This window comes from Stenotrophomonas sp. Steno-Z10-BAI, assembly GCF_056393115.1.
The window spans coordinates 972,992-987,245 of record NZ_JBWJOZ010000001.1; the positions used below are offsets into that span (position 1 = coordinate 972,992).

Below are 14,254 nucleotides of genomic sequence, written 5' to 3' on the forward strand. Positions count from 1 at the left end.
AGTCGCGGAGGCGAGTTGGTCGGGCTCGGCTCGCGGTACGCAGGCAGGCATAAAAAAACGGCGGGTTTCCCCGCCGTTTTTCGTTCAACCGATGCGTCGGGCGATTACGGCTTGGCCGTGCCCGCCTCGGCCTTGTCCAGCATGTCCTGCACCGAGCCCGTGGTGATCGGGTGGTAGCCCGGCTTGGCCTTGGCGAAGGCCGCCTTGGCGAAGGCCAGGCCTTCCGGCGTCTTCACCAGTTCGGCGTAGATCGGCATGATCAGCTTGCGACGGCCAACGCGCTCGATGAACGCGCCGGCGGCGTCGTTCGCTTCGCTGTAGCCGCTGCGGATCGTCAACGGATACCAGCGCATCGCGATCTCGCCGTTGGCAGTACCGGTGAAGTGGTAGGCCTTGTCCAGCGCGGCCAGCTTCTCCACCGGCAGGGTCTTGCCCAGGCCGTCGATGAAGTGCACCCATTCCTGGGTGCCCCACTCGCCGGTGATCTGTGCGTTGGGCAGCGTGTTGCTGCCCTGCCAGGCGATGCGGGCGGTATCGACGATGGAGAAGTTGCGCGAGCGGGCCTTGGTCGCGAACGTCGGAATGCCCGGCTCGTCCAGCCATGCCTTCAGCTCGGCGTCGCTGACGGCGCCGGGCTTCTTGGACAGCAGGTTCTTCTTCAGGTACTCGACGAACTGGTCGGTGTTCGCGCTCTGGAAAGCATGGTCATCGAACCAGCCCCGCAGGAACGGATCGAAAGTCTCGCGGCCGAAGCGCTGTTCCAGGAACTGCAGGAACCATGCGCCCTTGACGTAGGCGACCTGGCTCAATGCCTCGTCCGGGTCACGCTCGCTCAGCGGCGGCAGGGCGAGGGCCTGGTCGGCCGCGCTCATGTCCTTCACTTCGGCGAGCAGATCGTTCTGGTCGATCTCGCGCTCCATCTCGGCCATTTCCTGGCCGTACAGCGCCTCGGTGATGCGGCCCTGCACGTAGGTGGTGAAGCCCTCGTTGAGCCAGATGTCCTTCCAGCTGGCGTTGGTCACCAGGTTGCCCGACCAGCTGTGCGCCAGTTCGTGGGCCACCAGCGAGACCAGCGACTTGTCGCCGACGATCACGGTCGGGGTAGCGAAGGTCAGGCGCGGGTTTTCCATGCCACCGAACGGGAACGACGGCGGCAGCACCAGCATGTCGTAGCGGCCCCAACGGTATTCGCCGTAGAGCTTCTCGGCAGCGCCGATCATTTTCTCGGTGTCTTCGAACTCCTTGGCGGCCTTGCCGACCATGGTCGGTTCGGCCCACACGCCGGAGCGGCCGGAGATCGGCTCGAACACCAGGTCGCCGGCGGCGATGGCCAGCAGGTAGGACGGGATCGGCTGCGGCATCTTGAAGGTGTAATCACCATCACGCGCGGCCTTGGGATCGTTGTCGGCGCTCATCAGCACCATCACGTCCGGGCGCGAGACCACGTGCGCGCTGTAGGTGAAGCGCACGCTCGGGGTGTCCTGCAGCGGCACCCAGGAACGGGCGTGGATCGCCTGCGACTGGCTGAACATGAAGGGCAGCTTCTTGCCCTCGGTCATCGACGGCTCCAGCCACTGCAGGCCCGAGGCGGTCGGTGCGGTGTGATAGGTGATCACGACCTTGGCCGGCTGATCCGGGGTCTCGATGCTCAGCTTGCTGCCGAACACCTTGTCGGCCGGCGCCAGCACGAACGGCAGCGGGGCAGCCTTGCCGTCGGCGGCGATCGCCTCGACCTTCTCCACCGTCAGCTCGCGGGTGTCCAGCACCAGCTGCTTGGCGGCCTTGTCCTTCCACTCCAGCGTGTAGGTCGCGGTGCCGCCGATCTGCTTGCTGTCGAAATCCAGCTTCAGGTCCAGCGCGATGTCCTTGACGACGACCTTGTCCGGCTCGGCGTACGAGCTTTCATCGTGGCTGCGGCTGTCGGCTTTCATGGCAGTGCTCGCCGGGGCGGTGGCAGTGGGATCGACGGTCGGAGCCGCCGGTTCTTTGGAACAGCCGGACGCCAGGGCGACGGCCAGGGGAATCAACAGGAACGGAGATCGCATGAACGGGACCGATCAGGGTGAAACGACCAGTTTACCCCCTGTCCCCGGCGCCCGCGCAGGCCATGCGTGCCGGTTCGCGCATTCAGTCCTCGGCGCGCAGCAGGCGCCCGCCCCCGGCGTACTTGGCCCGGTACATCGCCGCATCGGCGCGCCGGTAGGCCTCGCGCAGGTCATCGCCGGGGCGATACCCGGCCGCGCCAGCGCTGGCGCGTACCGGCGGGTCACCGGCACGCGCGGGCGCGGCCAGCTGCGCCAGCCAGCGCGTCACCCGCTCGCCGGCCTCGTTGCCATCGGCGTGCACGGCCAGCAGGAACTCATCACCGCCCCAGCGCCCGATCCAGTCGGGGCCGCGCAGCCACTGTCGCGCGGTCTCCACCAGCCGCACCAGCACCTGGTCGCCGGCCAGATGGCCGTGGGCGTCGTTGATCGGCTTGAGGTTGTCCAGATCGACCACGAACAGGGTCAGCGGACGCGCCTTCTCGCTGGCCCAGGCGGCGGACTCAGCCAGCGCCTGCTCGCAGCCGCGCCGGTTCAGGGCCTGGGTGAGCGGATCGAGCAGCACACTGCGGCGCAGATCACGCAGGCCGGCGTCCACGCCATGCAGATTGCGGTTGATGCTGCGCAGCAGCCGGCCGATCTCATCGTGGCCCAGATCGGGCAGATGCGGCAGGCGCTGCTCGTCGTAGTAGGCCTCCAGTGCATCGGCGGCCTGGCGCAGCGGCGCCATCAGGCGGTACAGCGCCATCATCGCGATCGCCGTGCCGAGCAGCGTGGCCAGCAGCACCACCCCGACCACGGTCCACATCATCCCGCGCTCATAGTGGCCGGTGGCGGCCATCCACAGCAGCAGGACCAGCAGCGGAACGTGCAGGCCAAGGAACACCACCGCCATCAGCTTGGCGGTGAACGAGCGGGGAAACACACGGGCAAGCCCGCGGTACAGACGCATGGCAGGCCCTCTTCGACAGCCTGCGTGCAGTGTGGCCGAGCTCCCTCAGCGGGAACCGGACCTCTGTCTCAAAGTTTGTAGCCGGAGTGAATCGAAACGATGCCACCGGTCAGGTTCTTGTAATGGCAGCGCTCGAAACCGGCCTCGGCCATCATGGTCTTGAGCTGCTCCTGCGGCGGATGCTTGCGGATGCTCTCGGCCAGGTACTGGTAGCTGTCGCCATCCCGCGCGAACAGCTGGCCCAGCTTGGGCAGGATCTTGAACGAGTGGAAATCGTAGATCGGCTTGAACCAGTCGGCGGTGACTTCGGAGAACTCCAGCACGCGCGCCTGGCCACCCACCTTGAGCACGCGATGCATCTCGCGCAGACCGGCTTCCTTGTCGGTGACGTTGCGCAGGCCGAAGGCGATCGTGACCAGATCGAAGCTCGCATCCGGGAACGGCAGCGCCTCGGCGTTGCATTGCACGTAGTTCAGGCCTGCAACCAGGCCACGGTTGGTCAGCCGGTCACGGCCAACGGAGAGCATGCCGGCGTTGATATCGCCCAGCACCACTTCACCCTCATCACCCACCCGCTCCTTGATCAGCGCGGCGATATCGCCGGTGCCGCCGGCCAGATCCAGCACGCGGTCGCCCGGCTTCACCTGCGCGGTGGCGACGTAGTAGCGCTTCCACGCCCGGTGGATGCCCAGGCTCATCAGATCGTTCATCAGGTCGTAGCTGCGCGCGACCGAGGTGAACACTTCGCCCACCAGCTTCTGCTTGTCCTTGGCAGCGACATCGCGGAAGCCGAAATGGGTGGTGCCAGTCTTGTAGGGGGATTCGCTCATGGGGACGATTATCGCACCGCCGGCGCCGTTGCGGCAGGCCGCCCACTATCATGGGGGCCTTCACGTTCCTGGATTGCGCATGATCACCACCCCCGACTACGCCGCCCTGCTCGAAACCGCCATCGCCGAAGCCCGCCAGGGCCTGGCCGAAGGCGGCATCCCGATCGGCGCCGCGCTGTACCACAACGATGGCCGCCTGCTCGGCTGCGGCCACAACCGCCGCGTCCAGGAAGGCGACCCCTCGGTGCACGGCGAAACCGATGCCTTCCGCAAGGCCGGCCGCCAGCGCCGCTACCAGGACACCATCATGGTCACCACCCTGGCCCCGTGCTGGTACTGCAGCGGGCTGGTGCGCCAGTTCAACATCGGCACCGTGGTGGTGGGCGAGTCGGTCACCTTCCAGGGCGGCATCGCGTGGCTGCGCGAGAACGGGGTCAAGGTGATCGACATGCAGAGCCAGGCATGCATCGACCTGCTTGGCGGCTTCATCAGCGCCCATCCCGAGGTCTGGAACGAAGACATCGGCGAGTAAGAAACGCCACCGTTCCGCGCGGATCCGCCCGGAACCCGCCCGCGTGATGCCGATACGCAGCGCGCGGGCGCTGCAACGTTCTGAATGCTTCAGTGAGCGAGGCGGGGCGCAACGCCCTGTGCCACGGATGTATGCGTGCGACACCCTCACGTGCCGCACACCGCCGTGGGACATCGCCAACACGCCGCACTAACAACCGCGCTGCATGAACGCCTTAAGGTGGTTGCACAGGGGGCACCATCGTCGAGGAGACGTCATGCATGCCCAAACCCGCCGCACCTCCTCCGTCGAACCTGCGTTGATGGACGCGTGGGAAAGACTGCAGGTGCACTACGCACGCCACCACAACGCCGCGCCTTTCTGGGATGCCTACCAGGCGATCCAGGATGAGTTGACGCGGTCCCATCCGCATCATCGCGTCGCGGTCTGCAACCGGCTGGCGACCCTGGCCGAACGCCTGGGCGTGGTCCACCACGCGCAGCTGCTGGGCGAGCCACGGGGCGAACGCCGCCACACCGGCTCCACATCGCCATGACATCACATGCACCGCGCCCTACGCCATCATCCAGATTCCCTTCTTCCCATATTGAAGTGACCATGTCCTCCGCCCAGATCTCCATCCCTGCCGTCATCGATGTCGACGCCGAAGTCAGCTACTGGCGCCAGCGTCACGCCGACGGCAACCTCGGGACGGGCTCATTCGGCCATTACGTGCCGTGGATCAAATTCGCCTGCGATTCGCTGATCACGCAACCGCGTGCCAGCGATGAGCAGCGCGATGAAATGTTCCAGACCCACTACGCGCTGCAGATCATGCCGCGCCTGTCCGAAGAACAGGCTCGCCAGTTCGTCGACCAGTGCTGGGAACACGTCTACCATGCCGGCCGCCAGGACCTGTCCTCGCGCCCGCGGCTGCATGCCCGCGTCTGACCCGCGCCGGCTGCACAGCGCCTGCACGGCGCCCCTCCAATGATGCAGACACCTCGGCTCCCACCTGTCGTGCCTCATGAAACTGCGCAGTCTCTTCAACCTTGTCGCCAAGAAGGCGTCCTATGCGGCGGGAACGCCGTGGACCTTCCTGGCGGCGGTAACGATCGTGGTCGTCTGGGCCCTGAGCGGGCCGATCTTCACGTTCAACGACACCTGGCAGCTGGTGATCAACACCGGTACCACCATCATCACCTTCCTGATGGTGTTCCTGATCCAGCACAGCCAGAACGCGGATACCGCTGCGATCCAGATCAAGCTCGATGAGTTGATCCGCGCGACGAAAGAGGCCAACAACGAACTGCTCGATCTGGAAGAGCTGGACGAAGAACGCCTGGAAGAAATCCGCCGCGAGTACGAACGGATGGCCCGCGAAGCCGGCAGCGCACTGGATCGCGCGCGCCGCTGCCACGGCGATGGCCGGGCAGACGATCCCTGAGCGGCACGGGTGCGGCAACGTGGCCGCACCCGCGTGGATCATTCACCCGCGCTCGTGCCAACCGCCGCCGAGCACCTTGTACAACGCCACCTGGTTGGATTGCTGGGCCAGCTGCGTGCTGACCAGCGACTGCCGTGCGGTGTACGCGGTACGGCGTGCATCCAGCAGGGTCAGGAAGCTGTCCAGGCCGGCGTCATAGCGTGCCTGCGACAACTGCTGCGCCTGCTCCGCGGCAGCCACCAGCGCCTGCTGCGACGACAACTGCGCATCCAGACTCTCGTTGAGCGCCAAGGCATCGGCCGCCTCGCGGAAACCGACCTGGATCGCCTTCTCGTACTGCGCCAGCGCGATATCGCGGTCCGCCGTGGCCATGCCCAGATTGGCGCGCAGCTTACCGCCCTGGAAGATCGGCAGGGTGAGCTTGGGAATGAAGCTCCACACGCGTGTGCCGCTGTCGAACAGACCCGACAGCTCCGACGAGGCCGACCCGATGCTGCCGGTCAGGCTGATCGACGGGAAGAACGCCGCGCGCGCCGCACCGATGTTGGCGTTGGCCGAGAGCAACACGTGCTCGGCCGCCATCACGTCCGGCCGCTGCAGCAGCACATCGCCCGGCATCCCGGCTGGCAGCGGCCGCACGCTGGCGACCTCGGTCACCTCCGCCTGCGGCAGCAGCGCGGCATCGACCGGCCCACCGGCCAGCAGCACCAGTGCATTGCGGTCCTGCGCGACCTGCCCGGCAAAGCGCGCCACATCGGTGCGCGCGGTTTCCACCAGGGTGCGGGTCTGGCTCAGTTCCAGCGCCGAGGCGCCGCCGAGCTGGCGGCGGGCCTCGGTCAGGCGCAGCGAGTCCTCATAGGTCGCCAGCGTCGCTTGGGCGATCCGCAGCTGCTCGCTGTCCGCGCCCAGGGTCAGCCACGCATTGGCCACCTCCGCCACCAGCGACAGCTGCGCACTGCGGCGGTTGGCCGCTTCGGCGAAGTACTGCTGCAGCGCCGCCTGGCTGAGGTTGCGCACGCGGCCGAACAGATCCAGTTCGAACTCGACCACGCCGAGGTTGGCACTGAACTGCTCGGTCACCGGGGCATCGCCGCCACTGCGGGTCATCTGCCCCTGCACACCGACCGCCGGCACGCGGTCAGCGCGCTGGATGCGGTACTGCGCCCGGGCACGCTCGACATTGAGCACGGCCACGCGCAGGTCGCGGTTGTTCTCCAGGGATTGGGTGATCACCGTCTGCAGGCGCGGATCGACGAAGAAATCGCGCCAGCCGATGTCGGCCACCTCCATCGGTGTGGCGGTCTCCGCCCCCGCGGTGGCCGTGCCCGGCCACTGCGAGGGAATCGCCGGGGCAACTTCGGTGCTGCGCGGCTCCAGCGTCGAGCAACCGGACACCACCAGGCTCACGGCCAGCGCCAGGCTGGCCATCATGGGCTTACGCATCGGAACCTCCGGCGTTCTTGCCGTACTTCTTGCGATTGAACACGCGCTGCACCACCACGAAGAACAGCGGGATGAAGAACACACCCAGCACCGTGCCGACCAGCATGCCGCCCAGCACGCCGGTACCGATGGCCTGCTGTGCGCCGGAACCGGCACCGGAGGCGATCGCCAGCGGCAGCACGCCCAGGCCGAAGGCCAGCGAGGTCATGATGATCGGGCGCAGACGGTCACGCACGGCGTGCATCGTCGCCTCGATCAGGCCCGCGCCCTTCTCCAGGTTTTCCTTGGCGAACTCCACGATCAGGATCGCGTTTTTACTGGTCAGACCCACCGTGGTCAGCATCGCCACCTGAAAGTAGATGTCGCGCTCCATGCCACGCATGGTGTTGGCCAGCACTGCGCCGAGGATGCCCAGCGGCGCCACCAGCAGCACCGAGGTCGGTACGCTCCAGCTTTCATACAGCGCGGCCAGGCACAGGAACACGATCAGCAGCGACAGCGTGTACAGCAGCGGCGTCTGCGAACCGGCCTGGCGTTCCTGGTAGGACAGCGCGGTCCACTCGATGTCGAAACCGGCCGGCAATTGCTTGGCGAGCTTCTCCACTTCGTTCATCGCATCGCCCGAGGCCACCCCTTGCGCCGGCTCGCCCTGGATTTCCATCGCGGACACGCCGTTGTAGCGCTCCAGGCGCGGCGAACCATAGTCCCAGCGCTGGCTGGCGAAGGCCGAGAACGGCACCATCTCACCGGCGGTGTTCTTGACCGACCACAGGTTGAAGTCTTCCGGGTTCATGCGGAACGGCGCATCGGACTGCACGTACACGCGCTTGACCCGGCCACGGTCGATGAAATCATCGATGTAGCTGCTGCCCCACGCCGCCGCCAGCGTGGTGTTGACCGCCTCCAGCGACAGGCCCAGTGCACTCGCCTTGCCGACGTCGATGTCGATGCGCAGCTGCGGGGTGTCTTCCTGGCCGTTGGGGCGCACGTTGGCCAGCAGCTTGCTCTGCCCAGCCATGCCAAGCAGCTGGTTGCGTGCGTCCAGCAGCGCCTGGTGACCGGCACCGCTGGTGTCCTTCAGGAAGAAGGTGTAGCCCGACCCGATGCCCAGTTCCGGCATTGCCGGCGGCGGGAAGGCGAAGATGAAGGCATCCTTGATTCCGCCCAGCGCCGCCATCGCCCGCCCGGTGATCGGCATCGCGCCCTGGTCGGCATCACGGTCCTTCCAGTCCTTGAGCTTGACGAAGGCCATGCCCGCGTTCTGGCCCATGCCGGCGAAGCTGAAGCCCTGCACCGAGAAGATCGACTCGATCGCGTCGGCCTCGTTCTCCATGAAGTGCTTTTCGAGCTTGTCGATCGATTCCAGCGTACGTTCCTGGGTGGCACCGACCGGGGTCTGCACCAGCGCCATCAGGATGCCCTGGTCTTCATTGGGCAGGAACGAGCTGGGCAGGCGCATGAACAGCAGGCCCATCACCAGGGCGAGCGCAGCAAACACACCCATGAAGCGCCACGGACGGCCGAGGATGCCGCGCACGCCACGCTGATACTTCGCGCTGGAGCTGTCGAAGCCACGGTTGAAGGCGTTGAAGAAGCGACCCGACCAGCCCTTGTGGGCCACGTGGTGCTCGCCCTTCTTGAGCGGCTTGAGCATGGTGGCGCACAGCGCCGGGGTCAGCACGATCGCAACCAGCACCGACAGCGCCATCGCCGAGACGATGGTGGCCGAGAACTGGCGGTAGATGACGCCGGTGGCGCCGCTCATGAAGGCCATCGGCACGAACACCGCCGACAGCACCAGGCCGATGCCGACCAGTGCGCCGGTGATCTGGGTCATCGATTTGCGTGTCGCTTCCAGCGGTGACAGGCCCTCTTCGGACATGATCCGCTCGACGTTCTCCACCACCACGATCGCGTCATCGACCAGCAGGCCGATCGCCAGCACCATCGCGAACATGGTCAGCATGTTCACCGAGAAGCCCAGCGCGGCCAGGATGCCGAACGTGCCCAGCAGCACCACCGGCACCGCGATCGTCGGGATCAGGGTCGCGCGGAAGTTCTGCAGGAACAGGTACATCACCAGGAACACCAGCACGATCGCTTCGATCAGGGTCTTGATCACGCCCTTGATCGAGACCTGCACGAACGGCGTGGTGTCATACGGCACCACCGCCTTCAGGCCGGCCGGGAAGTTCGGGGCCATTTCATCCAGGGTGGCCCGCACACCGTTGGCGGTGGCCAGCGCGTTGGCGCCGGTGGCCAGGGTGATCGCGATACCCGAGGAAGGCTTGCCGTTGTAGCGGGTGACGAAGTCGTACGATTCCGCGCCCAGCTCCACGCGGGCCACGTCGGCCAGGCGCAGTTCGGCACCATCCTGCGCGCTGCGCACGATGATGTTGCGGAACTGCTCCGGGGTCTGCAGGCGGTCCTGCGCGTTGATGGTCGCGTTGAGCTGCTGGCCCTTGATCGACGGCGCGCCGCCGAGCTGGCCGATGGCGACCTGCGCGTTCTGCGCGGTGATCGCCGCGATCACTTCGGCAGTGGACAGCTTGTAGGTGTGCAGCTTGTTGGGGTCCAGCCAGATGCGCATGGCGTACTTGCCACCGAACACCTGGATGTTGCCCACGCCCGGCACACGGCTCAGCGGATCGACGATGTTGGAGCCGACGTAATCGGAGATGTCGTTGGCATCCATGCTGCCATCTTCAGAGACGAAGCCGAGCACCTGCAGGAAGCCGCTGCTCGATTTGGCCACGTTGATGCCCTGGCGCTGCACTTCCTGCGGCAGCAGTGGCATGGCCAGCTGCAGCTTGTTCTGCACCTGCACCTGGGCGATGTCCGGGTCGGTGCCGCTCTGGAAGGTCAGCGTGATCGTGGCCTGGCCATTGGAGGAGCTGTTGGAGGAGAAGTAGATCAGGCCATCCAGGCCCTTCATGTTCTGCTCGATGATCTGCGTCACCGAATCCTCGACCACCTTGGCCGATGCACCCGGATAATTGGCGCTGATCTCGACGGCCGGCGGTGCCACTTCCGGGTACATCGACACCGGCAGCTTGAGCACCGCCAGGCCACCGGCGAGCATGATGATGATCGCAATCACCCACGCGAAGATGGGGCGATCAATGAAAAAACGTGCCATGGAATTCTCCGGTTACTGCTGGGCGGCGGGAGCCGCCGGCGCGGCGGCCGGCTTGGCCGGGGCCGCGCCCATTTCGGTGGCCTGCACGGGCGTGCCCGGCTGGATCTTCTGCAGGCCTTCGACGATGACCTTGTCACCCGCCTTCAGCCCGTCTTCCACCAGCCACTTGTCGCCGAGCGAACGGCTGACCTTGACCTGCCGCAGTTCGACCTTGTCGTCCTTGCCGACCACCATGGCGCTGGTATCGCCCTTGGGATCGCGGGCGATGCCCTGCATCGGCACCAGGATCGCGTTGTCGCGCACGCCGCTGCCGACCTGGGCACGCACGTACATGCCCGGCATCAGCACCTGGTCCGGGTTCTCGACCTTGACCCGCAGCGCGTAGCTGCCGGTGGTCGGGTCCACGCTGACTTCGGAGAATTCCAGCGTGCCCTTGTGGTCGAACTCGGTGCCGTCATCGAGCAGGATCGTCACCGGCAGGGTCTGGTTGTCCTGCAGGCGGCCGCTGGCCAGCTCGCGGCGCAGCTGCAGCAGCTCGCTGGCGGACTGGGTCAGATCGACATAGATCGGGTTCAACTGCTGCACGGTGGCCAGTGCTTGGGCCTGGCCGGCGCTGACCAGTGCGCCCTGGGTGACGGACGACTTGCCGATGCGGCCGCTGATCGGCGCGGTGATGCGGGCATAGCCCAGCGTCACGTTGGCGGCGTCCAGCGAGGCACGCGCGGCGCCCACATCGGCCTCGGCCTGCTTGAGCGCGGCGATCGCGTTCTCGTTGTCCTGGGTGCTGACCGCCTCGACCTTGGCCAGCTCGCCGATGCGCTTGGCGCTCAGGCGTGCGGCATTGGCGGTGGCTTCGGCGCGGGCCAGCTGGGCACGGGCGCTGTTGGCCTGGGCGCGATAGCTGGCGTCATCGAGCTGATACAGCGGCTGGCCCGCAGTGACCAGGCCGCCTTCGGTGAACAGCCGCTTGGCCACGATGCCATTGACCTGCGGGCGCACTTCGGCGACCAGGAAGGCATTGGTGCGGCCCGGCAGTTCGCGGGTCAGGCCGACCTGCTCGGCCTTGAGGGTGGCCACGGTCACCTGGCCGGGGCCGCCCTGCGGACCCTCCTGCTCACCACCGCCACAGGCGGACACGGTCAGGGCGATCGCGAGGGACAGCGCGAGAAGACGGTACGGGGTTCTGGACATGGCGGTAGGGGCTCGCAGACGGAAAAAGGGCGCGCCTGCAGCCCAACTTCCGATAAAAGCGAAGAATGACGACAAACAGGCAGCAAATGACGGCAAATATCCGAAACGAGACCCGCCGGCGCGCGCAGGCAGTCCTCGCTGAGGATCAGTGGGGCGCAAATATACATACATGCATGTTTGTTTGTAAAGCGGTACAATTCAGGCCGGTCTCATCCAGCAACTGCACAGCGCAATGGCCAGAAAAACCAAAGAAGAGGCGCAGGCCACCCGCGAGGGCATCCTCGATGCGGCCCAGGTCTGTTTCCATGAATACGGGGTCGCCGGCACCAGCCTGGCGATGATCGGCGCGCGCGCCGGATTCACCCGCGGCGCGGTGTACTGGCACTTCAAGAACAAGGCCGAAGTGCTGACCGCGATGATCGACCGTGAGCGCGTGCCGTTCATCGAGCGGATGCGTCGCACCACCTCGGCCAAGCGCAGCACGCCGATCCTGGACCTGCGCTCGGCGCTGCTGGTCTCCTTCCGGGAGCTGGCCGAAGACGAACGCCTGCGCAACATGATGGAAATCATGCTGCGCAACGATCTGTCTGTGGAAAGCCAGGCAATGCAGGCGCTGCAGCTGGAGGCATCGCGTGAGGAGCTGGGCATTTTCGCGGCCGCGTTCCAGCGCGCGCGGGAGTTGGGACAGCTGCGCGAGGGGGTGGACGTGGACACGGTGGCGCGCATCGTGAGCACCAGCCTGACCGGGGTGCTGTATAGCGCAATGCTGGAACCGGAGCTGTTCGAGATCCAGCGCGATGGCGCGCAGACGCTGGATGCGATCCTCAGCGCATTCGTGCAGCCGGGTGTATTCACCCCGGGCGCCCCGCCGACCGCCCTGCCAACCGACGACGACGCCTGAGGCGAAGGACGGGTTGGTCGAGCGCTGGGGCGCGATGCCCTTGCCGGCGAATGTCCTCCGGCGCCGGCCTGCGGCCGCCCCCTCCCCCTTGAGTTCGCCCACAAGGGCATCGCGCCCCAACGTGTACAGACCACTGGCGCCCAAAGAAAGGCCGCCTTTCCCGCGCGCGGACCACACGCGGACCCCGTAGCGGCCGGCAGCCCCAAACGGAGACAGCGTTTGACAGAAGAAGCAAAAAAAACGGCGACACCGAAGTGCCGCCGTTCTTCCTACCACCCGATCGTTGCGTGCCGTTACAGGATGTAGCGGCTCAAGTCCGGATCCTGTACCAGCTCACCCAGGTGCGCGTCGACGTAGGCCTGGTCGATGCTGATGGTCTCACCATCGCGGTCCGGGGCTTCATAGCTCAGCGTATCCAGCAGGCGCTCCAGCACCGTGTGCAGGCGGCGCGCGCCGATGTTTTCCTGGCGCTCGTTCACCTGGAAGGCGATCTCGGCCAAGCGGTCCACCGCATCGACCGTGAACTTCATCGAGACGCCTTCAGTCTGCAGCAGCGCTTCGTACTGCTTGGTCAGCGCGGCCTTCGGCTCGGTCAGGATGCGCACGAAGTCCTGCTTGCTCAGCGCGCCCAGCTCCACGCGGATCGGGAAACGCCCCTGCAGTTCCGGGATCAGATCGCTGGGCTTGGCCAGGTGGAACGCACCGGAGGCGATGAACAGGATGTGGTCGGTCTTGATCGTGCCGTACTTGGTGGACACGTTGGAGCCTTCCACCAGCGGCAGCAGATCGCGCTGCACGCCTTCGCGCGAGACATCGCCACCCCCGACGTTGTCACCGCGCTTGGCGACCTTGTCGATCTCATCGATGAACACGATGCCGTGCTGCTCGCAGGCCTCGATCGCCGCGCTGCGGATGTCGTCTTCGTTGACCAGCTTGCCGGCCTCTTCCTCGATCAGCAGCGGGCGCGCGGCCTTGATCGACAGCGTGCGCTTCTGCGCCTTCGCGCCGCCCATGCTGGAGAACATCTGGCGCAGCTGCTGGCCCATTTCTTCCATGCCCGGCGGGGTCATGATGTCCATGCTGACATTGGCCGACACTTCCAGTTCGATCTCGCGCTCGTCCAGCTCACCGTTGCGCAGCATGCGGCGGAACTTGATGCGGGTCTCGTTGTCCTGCGCGGACGGCTCATTGCGCGCGGCTTCGGCGTCGAAGCCGATACCGGTGCTGCGGCGCGGCAGCAGCGCATCGAGGATGCGGTCTTCGGCACGCTCTTCGGCCTGGGTGCGCACGCGCACCTTGGCCTGCTCGCGATACAGCTTGACCGCGGTATCGGCCAGGTCGCGGATGATCTGCTCCACGTCCTTGCCGACGTAGCCGACCTCGGTGAAGCGGGTCGCCTCGACCTTGACGAACGGCGCATTGGCCAGCGTGGCAAGGCGACGTGCGATCTCGGTCTTGCCGACGCCGGTCGGGCCGATCATCAGGATGTTCTTGGGCATGACTTCGTTGCGCAGTTCGGCCGGCAGCTGCATGCGGCGCCAGCGGTTGCGCAGCGCGATGGCGACCGCGCGCTTGGCATCGTGCTGGCCAACGATGTGCCGGTCCAGTTCCTGCACGATCTCGCGCGGGGTCATGGTGGCGGAAGAAACTTCAATCTTGTGCGGCATGGATGTGCTCACGAGGATATGGGGTGGAATGACGTATCACCGGCCTGCCTGACAGCGACGTAACGCTGATGTGGAGCCACGCCATGCGTGGCTGACCGGATACCGCAGCCACGCATGGCGTGGCTCTACCG

General features: G+C 66.2%; 12 protein-coding genes. 5 read left to right on the top strand and 7 right to left on the bottom strand.

From position 1 onward, the window contains the following. Positions 1-104: 104 nt before the first annotated feature. The 3 genes from AC06E9_RS04405 to ubiE all read right to left on the bottom strand — a co-directional run bounded on the left by AC06E9_RS04405 (position 105) and on the right by ubiE (position 3,824). Positions 105-2,045, bottom strand: coding sequence for a M1 family metallopeptidase (locus AC06E9_RS04405; RefSeq protein ID WP_121039931.1), 1,941 nt, complete (start codon positions 2,043-2,045; stop codon positions 105-107). A gap of 82 nt (positions 2,046-2,127) precedes the next feature. Next, positions 2,128-2,994 (bottom strand): GGDEF domain-containing protein, encoded by an 867-nt coding sequence (locus AC06E9_RS04410; RefSeq protein ID WP_121039934.1) that lies wholly within the window; start codon positions 2,992-2,994, stop codon positions 2,128-2,130. 68 nt (positions 2,995-3,062) lie between these two features. Continuing rightward, complete coding sequence (gene ubiE, locus AC06E9_RS04415; protein WP_070471930.1) at positions 3,063-3,824, bottom strand: bifunctional demethylmenaquinone methyltransferase/2-methoxy-6-polyprenyl-1,4-benzoquinol methylase UbiE; 762 nt, start codon at positions 3,822-3,824, stop codon at positions 3,063-3,065. 79 nt (positions 3,825-3,903) lie between these two features. On the opposite strand from ubiE, the gene AC06E9_RS04420 reads away from it, so the two are divergent. From AC06E9_RS04420 to AC06E9_RS04435, 4 genes are all read left to right on the top strand, one after another. After that, the gene (locus AC06E9_RS04420) at positions 3,904-4,356 is read left to right on the top strand and encodes a nucleoside deaminase (RefSeq protein ID WP_121039940.1); all 453 of its coding nucleotides are present in this window, start codon (positions 3,904-3,906) and stop codon (positions 4,354-4,356) included. A gap of 256 nt (positions 4,357-4,612) precedes the next feature. After that, positions 4,613-4,891: a hypothetical protein gene (locus AC06E9_RS04425; protein WP_121039943.1), complete on the top strand. Its 279-nt coding sequence runs from the start codon at positions 4,613-4,615 to the stop codon at positions 4,889-4,891. Between the two features lie 62 nt (positions 4,892-4,953). Further along, a complete protein-coding gene (locus AC06E9_RS04430) occupies positions 4,954-5,286 on the top strand; it encodes a hypothetical protein (RefSeq protein WP_019186055.1) in 333 nt (110 codons plus the stop codon). A 76-nt stretch (positions 5,287-5,362) separates the two neighbouring features. Beyond that, complete coding sequence (locus AC06E9_RS04435; protein ID WP_121039946.1) at positions 5,363-5,782, top strand: low affinity iron permease family protein; 420 nt, start codon at positions 5,363-5,365, stop codon at positions 5,780-5,782. A 42-nt stretch (positions 5,783-5,824) separates the two neighbouring features. On the opposite strand, the gene AC06E9_RS04440 is transcribed toward AC06E9_RS04435, so the two are convergent. The 3 genes from AC06E9_RS04440 to smeD are packed head-to-tail and all read right to left on the bottom strand — an operon-like array spanning position 5,825 to position 11,555. After that, positions 5,825-7,225, bottom strand: a complete 1,401-nt coding sequence (locus AC06E9_RS04440; protein WP_193222782.1) for an efflux transporter outer membrane subunit — start codon at positions 7,223-7,225, stop codon at positions 5,825-5,827. Beyond that, positions 7,218-10,364: a multidrug efflux RND transporter permease subunit SmeE gene (smeE, locus tag AC06E9_RS04445; protein WP_121039953.1), complete on the bottom strand. Its 3,147-nt coding sequence runs from the start codon at positions 10,362-10,364 to the stop codon at positions 7,218-7,220. The genes AC06E9_RS04440 and smeE overlap by 8 nt, the downstream gene beginning before the upstream one ends. A 12-nt stretch (positions 10,365-10,376) precedes the next feature. Continuing rightward, entirely contained in the window at positions 10,377-11,555 is a 1,179-nt protein-coding gene (gene smeD / locus AC06E9_RS04450) for a multidrug efflux RND transporter periplasmic adaptor subunit SmeD (RefSeq protein ID WP_478055536.1), read from the bottom strand. Positions 11,556-11,787: 232 nt separating this feature from the next. On the opposite strand from smeD, the gene AC06E9_RS04455 reads away from it, so the two are divergent. Next, entirely contained in the window at positions 11,788-12,456 is a 669-nt protein-coding gene (locus tag AC06E9_RS04455) for a TetR family transcriptional regulator (protein WP_121039959.1), read from the top strand. A 293-nt stretch (positions 12,457-12,749) separates the two neighbouring features. Here the strand turns inward: AC06E9_RS04455 and hslU are convergent, their stop codons facing one another. Beyond that, positions 12,750-14,123: an ATP-dependent protease ATPase subunit HslU gene (gene hslU, locus AC06E9_RS04460; protein ID WP_121039962.1), complete on the bottom strand. Its 1,374-nt coding sequence runs from the start codon at positions 14,121-14,123 to the stop codon at positions 12,750-12,752. Between the last annotated feature and the right edge of the window lie 131 nt (positions 14,124-14,254).